15 protein-coding genes and 1 pseudogene are annotated in these 22,178 nt (G+C 71.4%); 7 read left to right on the forward strand and 9 right to left on the reverse strand.

The features are described 5' to 3' along the window. Positions 1 to 52: 52 nt before the first annotated feature. Positions 53 to 781 (reverse strand): DNA-3-methyladenine glycosylase, encoded by a 729-nt coding sequence (locus tag ACIRR9_RS40600; RefSeq protein WP_403763028.1) that lies wholly within the window; start codon positions 779 to 781, stop codon positions 53 to 55. 302 nt (positions 782 to 1,083) lie between these two features. Continuing rightward, on the reverse strand, positions 1,084 to 1,452 hold the full coding sequence (locus ACIRR9_RS40605) for a MarR family transcriptional regulator (RefSeq protein WP_403763031.1): 369 nt from the start codon (positions 1,450 to 1,452) through the stop codon (positions 1,084 to 1,086). A gap of 341 nt (positions 1,453 to 1,793) precedes the next feature. Between ACIRR9_RS40605 and ACIRR9_RS40610 the strand changes: the two genes are divergently transcribed. Next, positions 1,794 to 4,586, forward strand: a complete 2,793-nt coding sequence (locus tag ACIRR9_RS40610; protein ID WP_403763034.1) for a multifunctional oxoglutarate decarboxylase/oxoglutarate dehydrogenase thiamine pyrophosphate-binding subunit/dihydrolipoyllysine-residue succinyltransferase subunit — start codon at positions 1,794 to 1,796, stop codon at positions 4,584 to 4,586. A gap of 8 nt (positions 4,587 to 4,594) precedes the next feature. Then, positions 4,595 to 5,212 carry a hypothetical protein gene (locus ACIRR9_RS40615; RefSeq protein ID WP_403763036.1) on the forward strand — a complete coding sequence of 206 codons (618 nt, stop codon included), beginning with the start codon at positions 4,595 to 4,597 and terminating at the stop codon, positions 5,210 to 5,212. A 96-nt stretch (positions 5,213 to 5,308) separates the two neighbouring features. Here ACIRR9_RS40615 and ACIRR9_RS40620 read toward each other — a convergent pair whose 3' ends face one another. Both ACIRR9_RS40620 and ACIRR9_RS40625 read right to left on the reverse strand, forming a co-directional pair. Further along, positions 5,309 to 6,457: a TDT family transporter gene (locus tag ACIRR9_RS40620; RefSeq protein WP_403763039.1), complete on the reverse strand. Its 1,149-nt coding sequence runs from the start codon at positions 6,455 to 6,457 to the stop codon at positions 5,309 to 5,311. A 419-nt stretch (positions 6,458 to 6,876) separates the two neighbouring features. Continuing rightward, a pseudogene (locus tag ACIRR9_RS40625) lies at positions 6,877 to 8,160 on the reverse strand (MFS transporter); the annotation flags it as partial. A 118-nt stretch (positions 8,161 to 8,278) separates the two neighbouring features. Here ACIRR9_RS40625 and ACIRR9_RS40630 point away from each other — a divergent pair. From ACIRR9_RS40630 to ACIRR9_RS40640, 3 genes are all read left to right on the forward strand, one after another. Next, positions 8,279 to 9,154, forward strand: a complete 876-nt coding sequence (locus ACIRR9_RS40630; protein ID WP_403763042.1) for a helix-turn-helix transcriptional regulator — start codon at positions 8,279 to 8,281, stop codon at positions 9,152 to 9,154. A gap of 348 nt (positions 9,155 to 9,502) precedes the next feature. Then, positions 9,503 to 10,084, forward strand: a complete 582-nt coding sequence (locus tag ACIRR9_RS40635) for a hypothetical protein (RefSeq protein WP_403763045.1) — start codon at positions 9,503 to 9,505, stop codon at positions 10,082 to 10,084. Between the two features lie 498 nt (positions 10,085 to 10,582). Further along, positions 10,583 to 11,497 (forward strand): RNA polymerase sigma-70 factor, encoded by a 915-nt coding sequence (locus ACIRR9_RS40640; protein WP_403763048.1) that lies wholly within the window; start codon positions 10,583 to 10,585, stop codon positions 11,495 to 11,497. A gap of 33 nt (positions 11,498 to 11,530) precedes the next feature. Here the strand turns inward: ACIRR9_RS40640 and ACIRR9_RS40645 are convergent, their stop codons facing one another. The 4 genes from ACIRR9_RS40645 to ACIRR9_RS40660 form a co-directional block, all read right to left on the reverse strand. Further along, the gene (locus tag ACIRR9_RS40645) at positions 11,531 to 12,061 is read right to left on the reverse strand and encodes a hypothetical protein (protein WP_403763051.1); all 531 of its coding nucleotides are present in this window, start codon (positions 12,059 to 12,061) and stop codon (positions 11,531 to 11,533) included. 403 nt (positions 12,062 to 12,464) lie between these two features. Then, entirely contained in the window at positions 12,465 to 13,220 is a 756-nt protein-coding gene (locus ACIRR9_RS40650; RefSeq protein ID WP_403763054.1) for an SDR family NAD(P)-dependent oxidoreductase, read from the reverse strand. Then, entirely contained in the window at positions 13,217 to 13,792 is a 576-nt protein-coding gene (locus ACIRR9_RS40655) for a TetR/AcrR family transcriptional regulator (protein ID WP_403763057.1), read from the reverse strand. The genes ACIRR9_RS40650 and ACIRR9_RS40655 overlap by 4 nt, the downstream gene beginning before the upstream one ends. Positions 13,793 to 13,979: 187 nt before the next feature. Beyond that, positions 13,980 to 16,160, reverse strand: coding sequence for a SpoIIE family protein phosphatase (locus tag ACIRR9_RS40660; RefSeq protein WP_403763060.1), 2,181 nt, complete (start codon positions 16,158 to 16,160; stop codon positions 13,980 to 13,982). Between the two features lie 230 nt (positions 16,161 to 16,390). Here ACIRR9_RS40660 and ACIRR9_RS40665 point away from each other — a divergent pair, with 230 nt between their 5' ends. Continuing rightward, a complete protein-coding gene (locus tag ACIRR9_RS40665) occupies positions 16,391 to 18,634 on the forward strand; it encodes a PAS domain-containing protein (RefSeq protein WP_403763063.1) in 2,244 nt (747 codons plus the stop codon). A gap of 120 nt (positions 18,635 to 18,754) precedes the next feature. Continuing rightward, a complete protein-coding gene (locus ACIRR9_RS40670) occupies positions 18,755 to 21,613 on the forward strand; it encodes an AAA family ATPase (protein ID WP_403763066.1) in 2,859 nt (952 codons plus the stop codon). 30 nt (positions 21,614 to 21,643) lie between these two features. Here ACIRR9_RS40670 and ACIRR9_RS40675 read toward each other — a convergent pair whose 3' ends face one another. Continuing rightward, positions 21,644 to 22,174, reverse strand: coding sequence for a DUF1003 domain-containing protein (locus ACIRR9_RS40675; RefSeq protein ID WP_403763069.1), 531 nt, complete (start codon positions 22,172 to 22,174; stop codon positions 21,644 to 21,646). Between the last annotated feature and the right edge of the window lie 4 nt (positions 22,175 to 22,178).

The following is a 22,178-nucleotide window of genomic DNA, read 5'->3' on the forward strand; positions in this document are numbered from 1 at the left end:
CCGTTCCGGGGGGCTTGGAGCGCCTGCAGTGTCCCGGGAGGTCCGGGAGGGGTCAGTCCTCCGCCCTCATCCGTCGGCGGGCCCCCGGGTGCGCCCGATAGGGGCTGACGCTCGGCTCGCCCAGGATCCAGAAGCGCCAGGGGTACGAAGCAGCAGGACCGCCCACCCCCGTCCGCGGCCCTCGGCCGACCCGCGCGGGTGGGACGTCCCCGGCGGGCTCCGCGAGGAACAACTCGGCAGCCGCGTCGCAGGCCGACTGCCCGTCATGGCGCAGATCGGCGATGCCCAACGCCCGGGCGAGGTTGGCCGGGCCACGCGCCAGGTCGCGCGCCCGCACCCGAGGCCCCCGGCGTTCTTGCGCCATGTCCCTCCCCTCCACGACGGTGCCGGCCCGGAGCAGCACCGAAGCGGGACGCCGCCCCGGTCCGCACACGGTGTTCAGGCACCGATGCACCGCGTGCGTCCGGTACACATAGAAGGTCCCCGGCGCCCCGAACTCCGCTTGATTGGTCCGGTTCGGGCCCCGGAACGCGTGCGAGGCCGGATCGTCCGGTCCCTCGTACGCCTCCACCTCGGTGATACGCACGGCCGTCACGCCGTGCTGCGAGCGCGAGACCACGAGAGCCCCCAGCAGTCCGGGAGCCACCTCGAGAGCAGGCCGGTCGAAGAAGGGCTCGCGCAGGGCGGGCCGTCCTGCCGACGCGGCCCCCGGCTCATCGAACGCCCGCAACTGCTCGTGATCGGTCCCGGCCGGGCCGGGGACCGCCCAGTTCTCTGTCAAGCCGCTGCCTCCTGTCGAGGTTCCGGGGCGCGCGATCCCGCGCCCCACCGTTCCAGCGCTCTCCTTGTGTCACCCCATGGCCCGAGAAACGGCCGTGGGGCCCTCGGATGTGGACGTTCGAGCCCGACGCCCGTCATGCCGTTGCGGGAGGGACCGCGAGGCCGCGGGAACTCCCGTGTGCCTGGTCGCTGGCACGGGATGCTCGGCCAGGGAGGGGAGCATGGTGTCCGCCCGCGGTTCGACCCCGGGTTCCGTCCACCGGTCTCCTGGACCGTGGCCGGCGACCGTCGAGGGTGAATCGGTCAGGGGGAGAGCTGTCGGCGCAGCCGCACGTGCGCGGTCTTCTCGGCGTCGGCGAGCCTGGCACGTCCCGTCTCGGTCAGGGTCACCTCGACCGTCCTGCGATCGCCGTCACGGCGATCGCGGTCGATCAGTCCGGCCGCCTGCAGGCTCTTCAGGAGAGCGGACATCCGGGTCCCCGATTCCTGGAGGAACGCCGTCAGGCGGGTCACGGGCACGGGCCTGCCCCCGGCTTCGGCGAGGGCGCCGAGGATGAGGCAGTCGTGGAGCGACAGGCCGTGCGCGGCCCGCAACTCGCCGTGCAGGAGGCCCAGGCTCCACAGGATGGACGGAGGCTGCCGTGTGGTGTCCGCCGGATCGCGGTCGGTCATGTTTCCTTCCCGGGGTGGGTCCACCGGCCGCGGACTCGCGGCCACACGTTCACAACCGCGTTCTCCGCAAGGCCGATGGCGGGCCGGTGGACATGAAGCCCTCGGATCAGGACACGCGGCCTGCCGCCTGGCGGATGTCCTGATATGAGGCTGATGTGGCCCGGAGGGCTGTACGTCCCTGCCCTCTCCCGGATCTAACGTCGTGGACGCGACGTGGTCGCACAGGTCGGTCCGTGCAGCGGGGTTCCAGATCCTCGGACACGTGACACGTGGGGCGGGCGACCGGTCAGGACCGCGCCGGGATCGTACGACTTCACACAGGGAAGAAGGCGTTCTACGCCATGGCCTCGCAATCGGACACCGCACGAACCGTGGTTCACGGGCTGGATTTCGGACTCAACGCATGGGTTGTCGACGAGCAGCGGCAGCGCTACCTGCGCGACCCGGGCTCGGTCGAGGAGACGTGGCGGGACTTCTTCGCCGCCCCGGCCGCTGCGGCCCGCCCGCCCGTACCAGCCGCCCCGGGTACATCGGCAGTCCGGGCGACGCACGCCGACTCCGGCCCGGAGTACCAGGACGGCGACGAGGCGGCACTCAAGGCCGTCCGGGTGGCGGCGCTCATCCACGCCTACCGCGTGCGCGGTCACCTGATGGCCGGCACGGACCCGCTCACGCCACAGCCCGCCGCCCATCCGGAACTGGACCTCACCGCGTTCGGACTCCATGACGCGGACCGGGCGCAGGACGTCGTGGTGGACGGGTTCGCCGGTCGCACCACGATGACGCTCGACGAAGTGCTGGGCGCGTTGCGGGAGTTCTACTGCCGCAGTGCCGGGTTCGAGTACATGCACATCCAGGACGCCGGCGAACGCCGCTGGATCCAGGAGCGCGTCGAGAAGGCGCCGGGCCGGCCGGACCGGGCCCGGCAGCTGCGGATCCTCTACCGGCTGGGCGCGGCGGAGGCCTTCGAGACGTTCCTGCAGACCAAGTACGTGGGTCACAAGCGGTACTCGCTCGAAGGCGGCGAGTCGACGATCGTGCTGCTCGACTCCCTGCTGCTCGGGGCCATCGAGGACGGTGCCGCAGAAGCTGTGATCGGAATGGCGCACCGCGGCCGGCTCAACGTCCTGGCCAACATCATCGGCAAGTCCTACGCCCAGATCTTCGGCGAGTTCGAGGACGCGGAGGACCTCGGGTCCGTGCAGGGTTCGGGGGACGTGAAGTACCACCTCGGCGCGGAGGGCACCTACCGTGCCCTGCACGGCGGCACGATCGCCGTCTCGGTCGTGGCGAACCCCTCGCACCTGGAGATCGTGGGACCGGTCGCCCAAGGAGTGGTGCGCGCCAGGCAGGATGTGGCGGAGGCGCACAGCGGGTGGCTGTCCGTCCTGCCGGTCGTCGTCCACGGAGACGCGGCCTTCGCAGGCCAGGGCGTGGTCGCCGAGACCCTGAACATGTCGCAGCTGCCCGGCTACCGCACGGGCGGGACGGTCCACGTCGTGGTCAACAACCAGGTGGGCTTCACGACGTCGCCTGCCCACGGCCGCTCCAGCACCTACGCCACCGATGTGGCACGCATGGTGGAGGCGCCGATCTTCCACGTCAACGGTGACGACCCGGAGGCCGTCGACCGCGTCGCGCGGCTCGCCTTCGACTACCGCCGGACGTTCCACAAGGACGTCGTGGTCGATCTGGTCTGCTACCGGCGTCATGGACACAGCGAAGTCGACGACCCCTCCATCACACAGCCCGTCATGTACGACCTCATCGACGCCAGGGCCTCGGTGCGCACGCTGTACGCCCAGGCCCTGGTGGCCCGTGGGGACATCGGTGAGCGGCAGGTGGAGGCGGCCCGCCGCAACTACCAGGACCACCTGGAGGGGGCCTTCGCCGAGACCCGGACGTTGCCCGCTCCCCACTTCGGCCACGACGTGCCTGCCGACGGCGTGGGACAGCCGACCGCCCCGCGCGCGGCCCGCCACACGGTGACCGCTGTCGACGAGGCGACCGTCCGGCAGGTCATCGCCACGCAGAGCGACCTGCCACAGGGCTTCACCGTGCACCCGCGTGTCCTGCCGCAGCTGCAACGGCGTACGGCTGCGCTCGAGACGGGCACGGTCGACTGGGCCACCGCGGAGATGCTGGCGATCGGTTCGCTGCTGCTGGAGGGAGTGCCGGTGCGACTGGCCGGGCAGGACTCGCGGCGCGGCACCTTCGGCCAGCGCCACGCCGTCCTGACCGACCGGGGCACCGGCGCGGCGTACACACCGCTGAACTCCCTCGGCCCGCGGGCCGCAGCTTTCGCACCGTACGACTCGATGCTGTCCGAACTGGCGGCGCTGGCCTTCGAGTACGGCTACGCGCTGGCCCGCCCCGAGGCCCTGGTGCTGTGGGAGGCCCAGTTCGGGGACTTCGTCAACGGTGCGCAGACGGTCGTCGACGAGTACATCGCGTCGTCGGAGCAGAAGTGGGGTCAGCGCTCGGCAGTGACGTTGCTGCTGCCGCACGGACTGGAGGGCCAGGGCCCGGACCACTCCTCCGCCCGGATCGAGCGCTTCCTGCAACTGTGCGCCCAGGACAACATGACCGTGGCCATGCCCTCCCTGCCGGGCAACTACTTCCATCTGCTCAGGCAGCAGGCACTGGGCGGCCGCGGACGGCCGCTGGTCGTCCTCACCCCGAAGTCGATGCTGCGCTCGAAGGCCGCCACCTCCGCCCTGCCCGAGTTCACCCAGGGCGGCTTCCGCCCGGTCCTGCCGGACGACACGGTCGACCCCGCCCAGGTCAGGCGCGTGCTGCTGTGCTCGGGCAAGGTCTCCTACGACCTTGACGCCCACCGGCACGACACCGGCTCGACCGGCACGGCGATCGTCCGAGTGGAACGCCTCTACCCGTTCCCCGAGGCGGAGCTCGCGGCGGAACTCGCCCGCTTCCCTGCGGCCGCGCACGTGCGGTGGGTGCAGGAAGAGCCGGAGAACCAGGGGGCGTGGTCCTTCGTCGCGCAGCGTCTGTACCGGCTGACAGGACGCCTCGTGGAATGCGTGAGCCGGCCTGAGGCGCCCGCTCCCGCGGTCGGCTCCGCCCGTAGGCACGGTCTGGAGCAGAAGGATCTCCTGACATCGGCCTTCCGGTGAGCAGCGCCATGAGCCTGCCGGCACGCATCGACCTGCCCGTGCCGGCGGTGGTGTGCTGGGGCGGCGGGCTGATGCGGTACCCGTTGGTCGCGGCGATCGTCCTGGCCCGGCTGCTGGCCCGGCCGGTGCGGCCGGAAGGCCTCATGACGTCCGTCTGGATCTTCATGGGAGCGGCGGCGATCTCCGTGCTCGCCGGTGTGCGGCTGATCGCACTCCCGCCGGGCAGCACGATGCTGTCGCGTCCTCTCATCGTCGGGTCGTCCGTCGTCCTGTGGGCGTTCTCCAGCTGGCTGATCCCGTTCCTGCTGGCACTGGGGGTGTGGCTGCACGCACTGCGCCACATTCCGCTGCGCTACGAGCTCGGCTGGTGGAACCTCGTCTTCCCGGTCGGTATGTACGCGGTCACCACGCACGAGTTGGGACGCGCGACCGGAACCTCGTGGATGACGAATGCGGGGCGCTGGGAGGTCTGGGTCGCCGCGGCGTTCTGGGCCGTGGTGTTCGCCGCCATGGTGGCCGCCAGGCTCCGGCCCCGCCGCACGACCGCGCATGGATCCGCCGCCGGGGCGGGGCAGGCGGCCGGCCGGGAGGGCGCTGCCTCGACGTCGCCTCGGATGCTGCCGTAGGTGCGGGAGCCGGTGCAGCGCGAACCCGCCTGCCGGACGGCGGCGTGGCGGGTCGGCGCTGTGTCCCGCGTCATGCGGAGGGGCACACCGGCGCCGTCACCGTCGGGCGCGCTCACGCTGCCGGGAGGTCGCGTGGCGCAGGGAGTACCAGGCGACCACCGCCCAGGCGGCGACGAGCAGGGCGTACAGGACGACAGCGATCCAAGCGAACAGCTGTGATCCGGTACGGGCGGCGAGGGCACTCGTGCCGGTGACGGCGGCGCCGAGGGGGAAGATGAAGGACCACCAGGTGGGTGCGAAGGGCAGCCCCTTGCGGACCTCCCGCACGGTCAGCGCCGTGGCCAGTACCAGCCACAGCAGGGCGAAGCCCCAGATCCCGAGTCCGCCCAGGAGCGCCGCGACCGCACTCCCGCGCGCGTACGGGGCGGGCAGCGCGCTCGGTGCCGCCGTGGCCAGCGTCCCCAGCGCCGTGACCGCCTGGTCCAGCGCCCCCACGCCGATCCACACCGTGGGCACCACCGCACCGCTGGGCGCGTCGTGATGCACCAGGCGGCTGTAGACCATGGCCAGCACCAGCAGGACCGCGACCAGCCCGAGTCCGAGCATCGCGTAGCAGCCCAGCAGCAGGGCCAGCCGTGCCTGCCCGCCCGGTGCCCGCGGGACGAGCAGCGCGCCCGTGGCGGCGGAGACCAGCGGAGGCACCACCGGCAGCAGCCAGCCGCCGAACGCCGCGTCCGGTGCGAAACGGTGCCGTGTGACCATCAGGTAGGGAATCGTGCAGGTGGTGGCAAGACCCAGCACCGTACCGGCCGACCACAGCACCCAGTCCACGTCCGTCGCCGCACGCTCCCCGATCAGCCGTCGGCCGAGCAGCAGCGTCCCGGCCCCGACGGTGAGCAGCGCCACCGGCGGCGCCCCGAAGAACTGGGCCTGTACCGGATCACCGGTATGCGCCCGCAGTGTCCGCTGTCCGGCGTAGCTGCCGGCGAGCACGATCAGCAGCAGTGCGGTCCCCGCCCAGACGACTGTGGCGGCCTCGTCGAGCCAGCGGAAGCCGCGCGGCAGGGTGACGGCCGCGACGGCCACGATCCCGCTGCCCATGACTGCCGCGAACCAGCCGGGACCGAGCCGGCCCCGCTCCCTGCCGTTCGCCCCGTCCGGCTGGTCACGGGCATGTGAGGACCGGCTCGGAACCGGCTCGTCCTGGGACGGGATCGCCCGGCTGGTACTGGAGTGGGGTGCCACGGTGCGGAGTGCCTTCTCTTGTCGTGTCGGATGCGTCACCGCCCAGGGATCGGCGACGGTGACCGGACGACCGGCCGGACCGCGCCCGACAGCTCACGGGGGCACGGCCGGGACCGTCGGCCCGTCGGTGCCTGCGACGCTATGGCGAAGCACGGCTCCCGCCACAGAACAGCGCGCGCCATGACACCCTCACACCAGGACATCGAGGCACCGTGCGGGTCCGTTGCTGCATGACGGCGGATGCCCCGACCGGGCCGGACAAGGCCGACCGATCAGGCTTCCAATCCGTTCGCGCCGAGCGGTGCCTCCGGCGTGGGGCGATGGCGAGGCCGTCGGGCAGGTCGTCGATGGGCGCGGGGAGCGGGGTATCGACCCCGCCGGGAGCGGTCAGGCCGGTGTGGGACTCGTGTCGCCGTGAGTCAGTGCGCGCTCGACCGGGCGCCGGGCAGGAACAGGGCGCTGGTGAGGGTGCCGACGAGCACGAGGGCCGCGTTCACCGCGATCGCGACCTTCAGACCACCGAGGACGGCCGCGGCACCGGTACCGGTCATCGCGGCGGTGGCGACGGCGCTCATGACCGGCGTGCCCATGGTGATGCCGATCTGCTGGGTCATGGTCGCGAGCCCGGTGGCCAGGCCCTGCTCGTGGTCGGCGAGACCGGAGGTGGCGGTGACCATGAAGCCGACGATGACGAGCATGTTGCCGACCCCGCCGGCGAAGGTGGCCACGAGCAGCAGCCACATCCAGGAGCGGCCGTCGCCGAGGCCGAGCAGGGCGGCCGTGAACACGGTCTGCAGGATGCCACCGGCGATCAGCGTCTGCTTGCTGCCGATCCTCCCGATGACCTTCGGGGCGACCGAGCCGCCGACGACCGTTCCGAGACCCAGCACGCCGAAGGACAGGCCGGCGGCGAGCGGGGAGAAGCCGAGCACCTCCTGGAGGTACAGGGTCAGCAGGAAGACCAGGGAGGTCTCGGTGAGGAAGGCGATCAGACCGGCGACATTGCCCCAGGCCACCGATCGCTTGCCGAGCACGCTCAGCGGCACCAGCGGGGCGGCCGCCTTGCGTTCGACGGCCCAGAAGACGATCAGCAGGACCACGCCGGCCGCCGGCGGCAGCAGCGCGGACGAGGAGCCCCAGCCCTTCTCACCCGCCTGGGTGAGGCCGAGGACGATGGCCAGCAGGCCGAGCGTGACGCTGACAGCCCCGGGCAGGTCCAGCTTCGGGCGCTCGTCCGGCCGGGACTCCCTGATGACCGTCGGGGCGATGAACAGCACGGCGACGGCGACGGGGACGTTGATGAAGAATGCCCAGCGCCAGGACAGCAGGTCGGTCAGCAGACCGCCGAGGATCGCTCCGGTGGTGAACCCGGCGGACATCAGTGCCCCGTTGAGACCGAGGGCCTTCTCCCGCAGCGGGCCCTCGGGGAACGACGTCGTCATGAGCGACAGCCCGGCCGGGGTCACCGCCGCGGTGGCCAGACCCTGGAAGACACGGGCCGTGATCAGCACCTCCGGGTTCTGCGCCAGGCCGCCCACCAGCGAGGCCGCGCCCAGCACCACCAGACCGCCGAGGAAGAGCCGGCGGCGGCCGAACAGGTCCGCGACCCGGCCGAACAACAGGGTGAAACCCGCCGCGCACAGTGCGAACGCGGTGCCGATCCACTGCAGGTGCGCCAGCGAGAAGCCCAGGCCCTCGCCGATACCACCCTTACGGCCCTCGGGCCGCCCGGTGGGCGGGCATCATGGGGGATGACTCGCGGCTCGCCAGGCAGGGTGCTCAGGGCCGTGCGGCCGGACACCCGAGAAACCGGAGGCATCGATGCACGCTCCGTCCGAGCTCGGAGACTTCCTCAAGTCCCGCCGTGCCGAGCTGCGCCCGGAAGACGTCGGCATCTCGCCGCATCCGACCCGTCGCCGCGTCACCGGTCTGCGCCGCGAGGAGCTGGCCATGCTCGCCGGCGTCAGCATCACCCACTACACCCGTCTCGAACAGGGCCGCGCCATCAGCGCCTCGGACGGCGTACTGGACGCGATCGCACGCACTCTGCGCCTGACCGAAGACGAGACCGCCCATCTGAAAACCCTCGCCCGCCCGGCCGGCGCGTCCCGCCCTGCTCCACCCCGCGTCGAGCGCGTCGGTGCGTCGGCGCGGCAGCTGCTCGCGGCCATGTCGGACGTACCGGCGCTCGTCCTCGACCGCCGCAATGACGTGCTCGCCTGGAACCGGCTGGGCCGTGCGCTGCTCGCCGGACACCTGCCACCCGACAGCCCCGACAAGCAGGCCGTCCGCCCCAACGTGACGCGGATGCTCTTCCTGGACGAGCACTACCGGGAGCTGTACACGAACTGGGACGAGGAGGCCCAGCTCGCCGTCGCGTCGCTGCGCCTGGTCGCCGGCCGTCACCCCGACGACCGCCGTCTGGCCGAGCTGGTGGGCCAACTCGCCGCGCAGTGCGATGAATTCGCCTCTCGCTGGGCTCGTCATCCGGTGCGCACCTGCACATCGGGAGTGAAACAACTGCGACATCCGCTGGTCGGCGCCATGGAGCTCAGCTTCGAGAACCTTGTCATCCCCGGCTCGTCCGGCCAGCGCCTGATCGCCTACACGGCCGAGCCCGGCTCGCCCTCCGAGGCGGCTCTGCGCCTGCTGGGCAGTCTCACCGAGGAGACCGAAGACACCTCCGCGACAGTGTGACCGCCACGTCCGCCCAACTGGGCTGAATTGCCGGGATGTTGGCGGCCTACCGCGACAGAACCTCCCTCCCGAGCCGCTCGACGAGATCTTGGATCCGACCGGTTACCGAGGCATCTCCGGAACGGAACCCCCACAGTCAAGCGCTCATGGCGGTGACGGCCCGGGCCCTGGACCTGCGCCCTCCGTGATGGGGCGAACCCGGAGAGTGCCTCCGGGGCGCTGCCCCGGCACTGGAGGGTTCCGTCGCCGTCGCTCTGCCTGCGGACGGGACATGGGCTCGCCGTAGTATCGAAGGACGTTCGACCAGGGTCGGCTCGGGTCGGGGGCTGATATCAGGGACAGGCAAGGATGAACGAGCACAGTAACCCCACCGCCTCGACAGGTGCGACGGCCAACGAATTTCCGCTGGACGGTTCCACGCTGCGCCGCCGCCAACGACGGGCGGTAGGGCAATTCGCGCTGTGTGTGTTCGTGCTCGCCCCCTGGACCGTCTTCCTGGCCGTCTCGCTGCCCGATCGCTTCGAGGCTCGGTACTGGCCCATGGTGTGGGTGGGCTTCGACGTCATGCTGCTCGTCTCGCTGGCCGGGGCCGGGGTGGCGGTACTGCTGAAGCGGCAGGCCCTGGTCCCGTTGTCCTTCGTGGCGGCCTCGCTCCTGGTCTGCGATGCCTGGTTCGACGTTTCCCTGAGCCTGGGCCGAGGTGACGTGTGGGAAAGTGTGGCCTCGGCCGTGCTGGTTGAACTGCCGCTCGCCTTCCTGCTCGTCATCCGCGCACGCCGGGTGCTGAAGCTCTCGGCTCGGCTGGCCTGGCAGCGACTGGGTCTGGCGGGCGAACCTCCCCCGCTGTACAAGCTGCCGCTGTTTGTCGCCCTGGCCTCGTCGGGCAGCGTTCAGTCCGACCTGGACCTGAAGGGCGCCAAGGACGCTTGACAGTGCCGGATTTGCACGGCGGGCGGCGTCACTGACGGTCACGCTGTGTATGCGTACCTGAGGGTCTGCCGGTCGGCCGCGAGTCATATCACTAGATCATGCGATGCGCCTGGGGAGTGCCCTGGGGCATGCTGCCTGGTCAGGGCTCTCCGGCTGGCGCTCATGGCGTGTTGGGCGCCTGCGGGACACCGGTGAGTCGCCCGTGACGTGGTCACCCACCTCGGGGCCAGGTTCGGACGTCCGGTCGAATCACTCGATCATGCGATGCGTCTCGGTACCGCTATGAACCAGTCTGTTCTGGTTGGCGAAGAACGCATCCCATTGCGGAAAGAGAAGCGCATCTGTCGGTCAGGGTTCTGATCTGAGCCACAGGGGGCGTGAGACCGCCAAGTCTCCGCCTGACGCCTGCTTGCGCGCGGTAGCGATGCGATCCCGCCACGCGACAGCCGTATCCGTAGGAACGAGGACCGCAGGATCATGTATCTCGAGTCGCCCCCTATGACGAGTGACCTTGACGAGGCTGTTTCCGTCTTTGTGCAGTACCGGGCGCGCCTCTTCGGGATCGCATACCGGGTGCTCGGCAGCGTGGCCGAGGCCGAGGACGTGGTCCAGGAGGTGTGGCTGCGCTGGCAGAAGACCGACCGCTCCCTGGTGGTGAGCCCGGTGGCGTTCCTGTCGAGCGCGACGACCCGCTTGGCCATCAATGTGGCGCAGTCGGCGCGAGTGCGTCGGGAGACCTACATCGGGCCGTGGCTGCCCGAGCCCGTCGACACCAGTTCGGATCCGGAGGTGGGCGCGCAGCGGGCGGAGGCTCTGGAGTTGGCCCTGCTGCTGGTGCTGGAGAAGCTGAGCCCAGCTGAGCGGGCCGTGTACGTCCTGCGCGAGGCGTTCGACTACACCTATCCCGAGATCGCCGAGATCCTGCAGCTCAGCGTCGTCAACGTCCGGAAGATCGTGAGCCGTTCCCGCAAGCGTCTGTCGGGCGAGCCGCGGGTGAGCGTGGACGAGGTGGAGCATCGACGTCTGCTGGAGGCCTTTGTCTCAGCGGCTCGTACGGGGGATGTGGCCTCGTTGGAAGCCGTCCTCGCCCCTGACGCGGTCAGTCTGTCCGACGGCAACGGTGTCCGAGGTGTCGCCCGAGTACCTGTAGTGGGCCGTGCACGCGTGGCCAACCTGGCGACCGCCACCCGGCAGTTCTGGCGGGAGGCGGAACTGCGCCTGGTCCAGGTCAACGGTCGTACGGGCGTGATGATCTGCCGTGACGGTTCCCCCGCCACCATCCTGACGATCGCCGCCTCGAAGGAAGGCATCCACAGGGTGATGTGGGTGTTCAACCCGAGCAAGATCGCCGCATTCCTGGGCTCTCGCTCCCGCTGTGCAACCGTTCCCGCTCTTGCGTCGGTTGACGGGTGAGACAGGAAGAGGCCGCGTTGGCGTCGCCGGACCCTAGGGTGCGGTCGTCGCGGTGCGGTAGATCTCGGCTGCGGTGACGTCGGCGGGGACGCCGAGTTCGGCGGCGACCGCCGTGATCGCGGCCTCGCCGACCTCGAGGTCGGCGAGGCCGTCGGCGGTGAAATACGGGGCGATGAACGTCTCGTAGTGCGCTCGGGCTTCTTCCGCGGTCTGTCCGCCCAGGAACGTCCGGATGTGCCGCACCGTGGTGTCCGGGTCGTCGTGGATCACCCGCAGGGCGCGCCGGTGGGCTCGTACGACGGCCTGGACCGCGGGGTCGTCGGGGGCGATGTGGGTGGGGTCGACGGCCACACCCACGGTGGGGATCCGGAAGTGGTCGCCGACCCAGGCCAGCAGCTGCCAGCCGTGCTCGGCGGCCACCGCCTCCGGTGCCATGGTGCTGCCCACGTAGGCGGCGTCGATGCTGCCGTCGTGCAGCCCCCGCAGGTCCAGGCGGTAGTCGCCGGGTGCCCGGACGACGGTGTGGAGGTCGCGGTCGGGATCGAGACCGGCCCGGCGCAGCACGATCCGGGCGAAGCAGCCGGGTGCGGTGTGGGGCGTGCACGGCCAGCCGCCGGCCCGCCAGGTCGGGCAGGGAGGTCAGGCCGGGGCGCGCGAGAAACCAGAACAGCGGACGGTGCGTGTTGACACTGAGGGCGACCCAGGGGGTCCCGTCGGTGAGTCGTGACAACAGGGCCCGGCCCAGCCCGACGGTGGCGCAGCGGCGCAGCCGCTCCTCGTCCCAGGCGCAGCCGTCGCGCAGTGCGACGTGGACGCCTTCGTCGGCGTAGTAGTCGTGCTGGTCGGCGATGTAGGCGGCCGGCTCCTCGTGCAGGCCCCGCCCGACGTAGGCGAGATCGATGGTGTGCATGAACGTCCTTCTCGGTCGTGTCGTCGCCATGCGTCCGCGAGTGCCGGACAGCGGGCGTCAGTACATGGCCATTCCGCCGTTGACCACGGCTGTGGTGCCGGTCATGAAGGAGTTGTCCTCGTCGGCGTAGAAGGCGATCGCCTGGGCGACGTCGGCCGGGCGTGCCAGGCGGCCCAGCGGGGTGGCGGCCACCTGCCGCTGCTTGACCGCGTCGTCGATCACGACGGCCATGCGTGTGTCCTCCACCGCACCGGGCGCGACCACGTTGACCGTGATGCCCATCGGACCCAGTTCCTGGGCTAGATAGCGGGCCAGCCCCTCCAGCGCGGCCTTGGCCGTCCCCAGTGCCACCATGCCTTCCCGGGGGCGGCGGCTGAGACCGGCACCGAGATAGACGATGCGCCCCCAGCCCTGTTCGGTCATGTGGGGCAGGACGGCCTTGGTGACCGCGAACGCCGAGTGCATCTCGGCGTCGAGCTTGCCGCCCAGCTCTTCCCAGGTCATGTCCTGGAACGACTTGACCGCATACGGGACGAGCGCGTTGTGGACGAGCACGTCGATGCCGCCCCATGCGGCCCGGACCTGTTCGGCCATGCCCTCTACCGCCGCTTCCTCGCGTACGTCGGCCTGTACGGCCATGGCCTGGCAGCCGGCGGCCTCGATGCCGGCCACGACCTCCTCGGCCGCCGCGGCGCCGCGGAGGTAGTTGACCACCACGCGCGTCCCTCGCACGGCCAGCAGCCGCGCGGTGGTCGCACCGATTCCGCTGCTGGCGCCCGTCACCAGCGCCACCCTGCCGGTTGTCCCGGTCATGGGCCCAACTCCTCCTGGTCGTCGCGGGCCGTCGGAATCAACGCGCGGCGTCGCCCGTCGTCGATGCCGGGGGCCGCCGGGCGGATCGCACCGTAGAGCACGGTGCCGACAGCCGCCCGCAGCAGATCGGCGGCGGTCCAGTCGAGTTCGCGCGTCAACCGCGAGGTCAGCAGCCGCTCCAACGCGCCGCGGGTGATCTCGCTCAGCAACTCGGGTGGCGCCGGCAGCAGCCCGCGCCGGTGTCCGTCGTGGAAGAGGTCGTCGAGCCGCCGGTAGATCACCTCGTCCACGCGCTGTTCCACGTACCGGCGCAGCAGGGCATCGCCTCGGCCCGTGGCGAGCTGTGCCGCACCGATCCGTCCGAGCTCGGTGCCTGCCGCGACAAGGAGTCGATGGACCCGGATGCCGAAGGGCTGCTCTTCCGCGTCCTGCGCGGCCGCCGCCAGCGTGCGCTCCACCGCCGCGAACTGCCGGTCCAGCACCGCGGTCAGCAGGCTGTGCCGGTCCGGGAAATGGCGGTAGAGCGTCTTCTTGCTCATCCCGAGCTCACGGGCGAGATCGTCCATGCTCACCCGGGCGACGCCCGGTGGTGAGGAACAGCCGGCCGGCCGCCTCCACGATCAGGTCGGTACGCTGGCTTTCACCTGCGGAAACTTGAGAAACTAGACCAGTTTCCATGGTTTTCAGGCTTGCTCTCCGCCCCTGCGCTGTCAAGGAGGGGGAAGGGAGCCGCACCGGCCCGCGCCTCGTGGGCCGGCTCTACCCGGCGGTGGCGAGCCCTATGAGCAGCAAGGCGATGTCGTCCGTCCGGGGAGCGGTTCGCCGTGCATGGTCGATCAGGGCCGTGGCGAGCTGTTCCATCGGCTGGTGCCGGGCCCGGGCGAGTTGGACGGCGAGCCCGGACATGGCGTCGTCCAGGTCGACTCCGGGGGTTTCCACGAGTCCGTCGGTGTACAGGGCGAGGACGGTGCCGGGCGGCAGCGGGATCTCGGCGGAGGGATAGTCCGCGTCGGGGTCGATGCCGAGCAGCAGCCCGGGCGGCAGGGGAAGGACCTCGGCCTGTCCGTCCGGGTGGCGCAGGATCGGCGGGGGATGCCCGGCGGTGGCCAGGACGGCCCGGCGGTGTGCGAGATCGAGGTGCGCGTAGAGACAGCTGACGAAGCGGCCCTGGTCCAGGTCGACCAGCTGGCGGTTGACCTGGGAGAGGGCCTGCGCCGGCGCGGCTCCGGCGGCGGCGTGGGAGCGGATGGCGGGGCGGATCCGGCCCATGAGCGCGGCGGCGGTGACGTTGTGGCCCTGGACGTCGCCGATGAACACGGCCGCGGTGGTCTCGTCCACCCGGACCAGGTCGTAGAAGTCGCCGCCGATGTCCATACCGCGGGCGGCGGGCAGGTAACGGGCGGCCGCATCCAGTCCCGGGATGTCGGGCAGCGAGTCGGGGAGCAGGGCCGCTTGCAGGGTCTGCGCGAGTTCCTTGCTGCAGTCGTACAGGCGGGCTCGTTCCAGGGCCTGCGCGATCAGTCCCGCGAGTGCGGTGAAGACGACCCGTTCCTGCTCGGGGAAGGGGTGGGGGTGGTCGAAGGCGAACACGCACGAGCCCACCGGGCGCCCGGAGGTGATCAGCGGCAGAAAGGCCCAGGCATACACATCTTTCTGACGGACGGCAGGAGGGTAGGCGCGGGACAGTTCCTCGAACGTGGCGAAGAAACTGGGCCGGCCGGTGGCGAGGACCCGGACCGGGGGTGCCGGGCAGGTCAGCGGAGCTCCGTCGAAGTACTCCAGGATTTCGGGGTTGTATCCGCGACGGCCGATGACGCGCATTCTGCCGTCCTCGGCGGCGAGCAGGGCCACGGTCCGGGCGCCGAAGGCCGGCAGAATCTCCTCGGTGACCAGGTCGACCACGTCGCGCACGCCCACCGCCTCGGACAGGGCGGCGGCCAGGTGGAGTACCTGATAGACCTCGCCCAGGGGGATCGGCTCGCCCAGGAACGTCTCCGTCCTGGCGGGCCCGGCCCGTGCGGACGGGGACGGGCCGGTCGGCGAGATACGGACGCTCACCCCGGATCCATCGGGGTAGAGCTCGAAGGCGAGCCACTGGTCCGGCGGGCGCTCGGCGGTGAAGGAGGCGGGGCTGCGACTGGCCAGGGCGCCGCGGTAGCGGTCCTCGAAGGCGGAGTCGGTGCACCAGGGCAAGGACTGCCAGGGACGCGTGCCGGTCAGATCGGGGACGCTGCCGCCGAGCAGCAGGGCGGCGGAGGCGCTGACGTAGGTGAACCTGCCCTCCAGGTCGAGCGAGCAGCTGCCCTCCGGGAACCGTTCGACGAGGTCCGCCGCGGCCAGCGCCTCGGCCGGCAGGCGTCTGCGGGCCGGCGGCCGGGGCAGGGTGCGCGGTGCCGGGCCCGGACGGACGGCGTGGCCGGTGTCGGCGGCGTCGCGCAGGAACCGCCCCAGGCGACGGCAGGCGGCGGCCACCCGATCGGGCCCGGGATCGGCGGCCCCTCCCCCGGCGGTGTCGGAGCCGGGCCACAGGAGCAGCAGCGAGCCCCAGGCTCGGGTGCCGGTGACGATCGGTGCCACGGCCGCCGCCCAGTGGTACGGAAGCGCGATCGCCGTGCGGGGATAGCGCCGGGCGAACTCCTCGGGGTCGGACAGCCAGACCAGCCGCCGTCGGTGCAGCGCCTCGGCCACCGGAACAGGACTGGACAGCGCCACCCGGGACCAGGGCGACAGAAACTCCGCCGGCAGGCCGGCGGTCACCTCCAGCCACAGCGCCTGTCCGTCGGGCGCCAGCAGGAAGACCGCGCCCGCGAGCACCCCCGTGTCGTGCACGGCGAACTCCAGCAGCCGGTCCAGCTCCGCCCGGCGAATCGATCCGGAGGCGGGTGAGGACGGACGGGGCCCGTAGGGCGGTACCGCGCCGTCTTCCCGCTTGGCGCACATACCAGCACCGTACGTCCGCACCGGCCGACCTCGCGCGGGAGGACCGGACGTGCCCCCAGCGGGCCGGCATCCCCTGTCACAGATCCGAGCACTGTCCGGTCAATTGCCTTAAAAGGAGCAAGTGAGGATGAAATCTCGGCCACATTCAGGTCCGGCATGGAGGACGGAGACAGAGCACGGCTTGCCGCAGACATCCGCCCCGCCGCCATCTGACCGAGGACGACGATTCGATGATCGACAATGACGAACTGGTACCCGGTAGCCGGCCGAACATCCGCGAGCCCTCGGAGTCGGCGATCGCGATGCTCGACGACCAGGGGACGGTGGTCGGATGGACACGGGCTGCCGAGCGGCTGGTCGGGTACTCCGCCGGCGATGTCGTGGGCCGGTCGGCCTCGGCCGTACTGCCGCACTCCGAAGAAGCGCCGACGACGGCGGAGTTCGTCGACCGGTGCCGTGCCCGGCGCGGCTGGTCGGGCACGACGACGGTCCGGCACAGGGACGGTCACGGGCTCGACGTGAGCCTGCGGGTCTCGATGCTGTGGGGGCACGGTGAAACGGTCCGGTGGCTCGTCTCCGTGACAGACATCGGCGAGGCCTCCGCGGAGACGACGAACGGACTGGTGCGGGAGTCGCTGCTCGCCCGCGTCCCCATGGGCATCGTCGTGCGGGACCCGCAACTGCGGTGCACCTGGGTGAACGACACCATGGAGAGCCACGACGGCATTTCCCGCGAGCGACGGCTCGGACGCCGATTCACCGATGTGCGGCCGGGCGCCGAGGCCGAAACACTCGAGTCGGCGATGCGGGAGGTGATGCGGGGCGGGCCCGCCAAGGTCCAGGACCACCGGACGTGGCTGCCGTCGAGCCCGCACCGGGAGCACGCGTACGCGGCCTCGGTCTTCTGCCTCCAGGACGCCGACGGCCAGGTGCTCGGGGTGTGCGTCATCAGCGTCGACCTCACCGAGAGCCGGCGGGCGCGCGATCGCCTCGCCATCCTCAGTGAGGGCAGCACCCGCCTCGGCAGCAGCCTGGACGTGATGCGGACCAGCCAGGAACTGGCCGACCTGGCCGTGCCGTTGCTCGCCGACTACGTCGCCGTCGACCTCGAGCAGTCGGTCCCGTTCGGCGAAGGGCCCCCGGTCCACATCGGCTCCACGGGTCAGCGCCTCCCCGTTTTCCGGCGCGCCGGTCTGGCCTCGATCCACCATGGGGTCCCGGAGTCCCCGTGGGCGCACGGGGAGGTGGTCCCCTGGCCGCCCGACTCACCCGTCACCGACGTCCTGTGCACCGGGATGCCCCACCTGGAGCCGATCCTGGACACCGCTCCGGGCACATGGATCGACCAGGACCCGGCGAGGGCGCGGAAGATCCACGAGAACGGCATCCACTCCATGATGCTCATACCCATCCGTGCGCGCCGTGTCCTGCTGGGCATGGTCCTGCTCGTCCGCACCTCGGACCCGGGGCCGTTCCAGGAGATCGATGTGCTCCTCGCCGAGGAACTGGTCAGCCGCGCCGCGCTGGCGCTGGACAACGCACGCCAGTACGCCCGCGAGCACACCGCTGCCCTCGCCCTCCAACGGAACCTGCTCCCGCACCGTCTGAAGGGCGGCGCGGCGGTCGAGACGGCGTCCCGTTACCTCCCCGCCGACCTGGATCACGGCATCGGGGGCGACTGGTTCGATGTGATCCCGCTGTCCGGCGCCCGGGTGGCCCTCGTCGTCGGCGATGTGGTCGGACACGGGATCAACGCCGCCGCGACCAAGGGAAGTCTCCTCGGCCTGTACACCGACGGCCTCATCGAGACCCGCGACCACGACATCGACGTGGGCATGCACCGCCTGGGCACCGCCCTGGCACAGCCGGGCCGCTCCCTGGAAGACGTCTGCAGCCGCGCGATGGAGACCCTCCCGGGACAGGCACCCTCCGACGACGCCACGCTGCTCCTCGTCCGGACCCGGACGATCAGCCCTGACCAGGTGGCCTCCTGGACGCTGCCCAGCGACCAGACCGCCGCTCGCAGCGCCCGGTGCATGGCAGCCCGTCAGCTGGACGAATGGGACCTGGGAGATCTCGAGGACGCCACGAAGCTGATCGTCAGTGAACTGGTCACCAACGCCGTCCGCCACGGCAACGGTCGTATCACCCTGCGCCTGATCCGGCACCAGGTCCTGACCTGCGAAGTGTTCGACACGAGCGCGTGCTCGCCACGTCCGCGCAGCGCACGCACCAGTGACGAGAACGGCCGCGGCCTCTTCCTGGTCGCCCAGGTGTCCCGCAGGTGGGGTTTCCGCTCCGTTGCGGGCGGCAAGGTCGTCTGGGCCGAAGAAGAACTGGCCCCCGCATCGGCACCCGCACGGACCCTCGGGACACCACCCGTCATCGAGGAGCACCCCGTGCTCGCCCCCGTGCCGCCGCCGACGCCCGCGTCCCGCGTCGTCGTCGCGGGACGCGGTCCCGTGCCCCGGTGAAGCTTCCGCCCGGGTCGGGGCCTCAGGAGATTCGCCGCCCGAGGGATCCCGTCCCCGTTCCCGGCCGATCACAGGGGGACCGGCGTTGAGGGCCCATGTGGCCTGCGGCATGCTTGCCCCATGCGCAGCACAGCCCCCTCGGGCGCCCTGGACCCCGGGCGCGGTGACCAGGGTGGGACCGGGCTGCGCCTCAGAGGACGCGACCGTGAGATCGCGGCTGTCCGCGAGGCCCTGGCGACGGTGCGCGGCGGACGGGGCGCCTGCGTCGTCGTGGAAGGCGCACCCGGCGTCGGCAAGAGCCGGTTGCTCGCGGAGCTGGACGGGCGGGCGCGGCGGTGCGGGTTCGAGGTGGTCCCGGTACGGGCCGACGAGTTCGACCAGTACGCGGCAGGAGCCGCCTTGCAGTCCGCCTTGCAGGCCTTCGGCGGTTCCGCCCGAGCCGCCGCGGCCGCGGACGACCAGCGGCTCTGGCTGCTGGACAGCATCGCGGACGCCCTGGAGGATCGGGCTCAGCGGGCCCCGGTGCTCGTGCTCGTGGACGACGCGCAGTGGGCGGACCCGGCCACGCTCTTCGTGCTGCGCACCCTGCCGGGACGACTGGCCGCATCGCCGATCCTGTGGGTGCTGGCGGTACGGTCGGAGACCGAGCGGCCGACCGTGGCCAGGGTGCGGTCGGACCTCGAACGCCTCGGAGCCCGCTGGCTGACCCTCGGCCCGCTGCCACAGCAGGAACTGGAGCACATCGCGGCAGACGTGCTCGGGGAGAGCCCGTCGCCCGCTCTGGCCAGGATGCTGCGGGGCGTCGCGGGCAATCCGTTCCTGGCCATCGAACTGGTGCGCTCCTTCGCCGACACGGACGCCGGGAAGGCGGAGGAGGGCGTGGCCGGCCGCCTGTACCACGACATCCCGGTCGGCTTCCGGCTGAGCGTCGCCGCACGGCTGGAGCAGCTCCCGGAGGACGCCGTACGCCTGCTCCAGATCGGCTCCGTCCTCGGCCGTGAATTCGACTTCGGCACGGCCGCCCGCATGCTCGGCAGACAGGTCGGCAGCCTGCTGTCAGGCGTGGAGGCCGCCCTGAACGCCGGTCTGCTCTCGGCGGACGGCTCGCGACTCGCCTTCCGCCACGACCTCCTGCGGCAGGCCGTCCACGAGAACCTGCGGCAGGCCGTACGGTCCGCTCTGCACCGGGAGGCCGCCGAGAGCCTGCGCGCCACCGGGGCACGATCGGCGGAGGTGGCCTGGCATGTCGTCATGGCGGGCGGCCCGGTCGACGACGACGCCGTGACCACGCTGCACACCGCCGTACGGGAGCTGTCGGCGACGGCACCCGACGCGGCCGCGGACTTCGCCCAGCGGGCCGCCGGTCTGCTGTCCCCGCGCGACCGGCGTCGTGTCGGCCTGCTGACCGAGGCCGCCGAGTACCTCGGCCGGACCCGCCGGGTGCACGAGGCGCTCGACCTGGTCGACGCCGCCCTGTCGGACGGCCTCGAGCCGCTGCAGGAGGCGAATCTGCGCCTGGTGGCCGCCGAGATCCACCAGGCCGCGGGCGACGACTCCGCCGCGATGAGACACGTCCAGAAGGCCCTCGACCTGCCCGGGCTGCCATCCGAACTGCGGGTCCGGCTGCTGAAGACCGAGACGATGGGCCATGTGCACCTCGGGAACATCACCGCTGCCGAGCAGACGGACCCCGGGCTGGTCGAGGCCGCCTACCGGAGTCACGACCCGGCCGTCGTCGTCAGTGTCATGGTGTTCCAGTCACAGACGTTCTTCTACCGTGGGCGCCTGGCCCGGGCCCTGGAGCTCGCCGAGGAAGCCACCGAACGCGCTCGCACCGAGCCCACCGTGCCCTATCTGCGGCCCCCGAGAATTCCGGCGCTGTGGCTGGCCACGCTGCTGACCACCACGGACCGGCTCGCGGACACCGAGCGGATCCTGCGGGAGGGACAGCAGGAAGCGGAGGCGCTGGGCCTGGGCTGGTCGCTTCCCCATTGGCATGCCCGCCGTGCCTGCGCCCTGCTCGAACAGGGCGCTCTGGACGACGCGGCGGTGGAGGCCGAGGCCGGCCTGACGGTGGCGGACGAACTCGAGATCACCCAGCCGAATCCGCTGGCCCGCTCCGTGCTGGCACTGGTGGAGATCAGGCGCGGTGGCCTCGTCAGGGCGAGGGACCACCTCCGCGCAGCCCAGGCCGGCTCCGGCACGTACGCGCAGCGGTACGGCCTGTGGGTGTCGCTCGCGCGCGCCTGCCTGGCGGACGCGGAGCACCAGGACACGGCGGCGGCAGCGCTCATGGGCAGCTTCGAGGACCATGAGCCGACGCGGCTGCTCGCCCTGTCGCCTTCCCACTGGCCGGGGATCGTGCGTATCGCGCTGCGCGGCGCGGAGCCGTCGGTCGCGCAGGCCGTGTCCGGCGCACTGCGCACCCTGACCGCCCGGGACGACAGCCAGGAGATCATCGGGGCCGTCCGCGCCCATGTGGACGGCCTGCTCCACAGCGACCCCCGTGCACTCATCTCCGCCATCACCGGTTACCGGAGCACCGGCAGGCGACTGGTGCTGGCCGCGGCGTACGAGGACCTCGGCGAACTCCAGGCCGCATCGGCCGACACGGCTCCGGCGATCCCTAACCTCGAAGAAGCGGGCCGGCTGGCGCTGGCTTCGGGAGCCCTGCGCGACCACGAACGGATCGGCCGGCGTCTGCGGCAACTCGGCGTTCCCGCGGGCGACCCGAGCCACGACACGATCAGCCCTCCGGGGTGGAGCAGCCTGACCGAATCCGAGCGGAAACTGATCCCGCTCGTCGTGGACGGTCTCACCAACCGGGCCATCGCCGACCGGCTCTATGTGTCCGTGCACACTGTCAACACCCACATGAGGCACATCTTCGCCAAGCTCGGCATCAACACCCGCGTCGAACTGACGCGGTTGGCCGTCGAGCGGGGCGAGCGGGGCGACAGCGCCGACGGGACCGGGTGAGCGGTGCCCCTGCCCCGGACAGGGACACGTTCACTCAGCCTCCGGGGTCACCGGTTCGACCCCGGACTCCGGGTCCATCGCCCTCCTGCTCTGCCGGAGGATCTCCTGGACATGCCATTCGACCTGCTCCGGGTCCAGGCCGAGCGCCTTGCCCATGTGCACGGCCCAGACCTCTGCGCGAACGTTGGTCTCGAAAACCAGATCGGCCCGGATGTTCTCCCTCGCGGCCTGTCGGTTCTGGCTCACCATCACGAACGTGGACAGGAAGATGGCCTCCAGGCTCACGATCATGGTGAGAAGCCCGAACGGGTAAGGGTCGAAGACCGCTGCCGGGCCGAACAGGCTCAGGTTGAGGGCGATCCACACCGCGAACCAGACGGTGTGGACGTAGACGAACCCCATCGTGCCCGCGAACGCGGTGATCGCGTCCGCGAACCGGTCCTGCGACGTGCGCATCCTGGCGGAAACCAACTGCTCGTGGCGCAGGCGGGGGCCGCGGCGGTGGCTGCCGTCGGGAGCGGAGCCCCGCCGGAATCCCGGGGCCTCAGGGTCTGCGGTCATTCCC

It is taken from the genome of Streptomyces sp. NPDC101234 (assembly GCF_044767525.1).
Taxonomy (GTDB): Bacteria; Actinomycetota; Actinomycetes; order Streptomycetales; family Streptomycetaceae; genus Streptomyces; species Streptomyces sasae.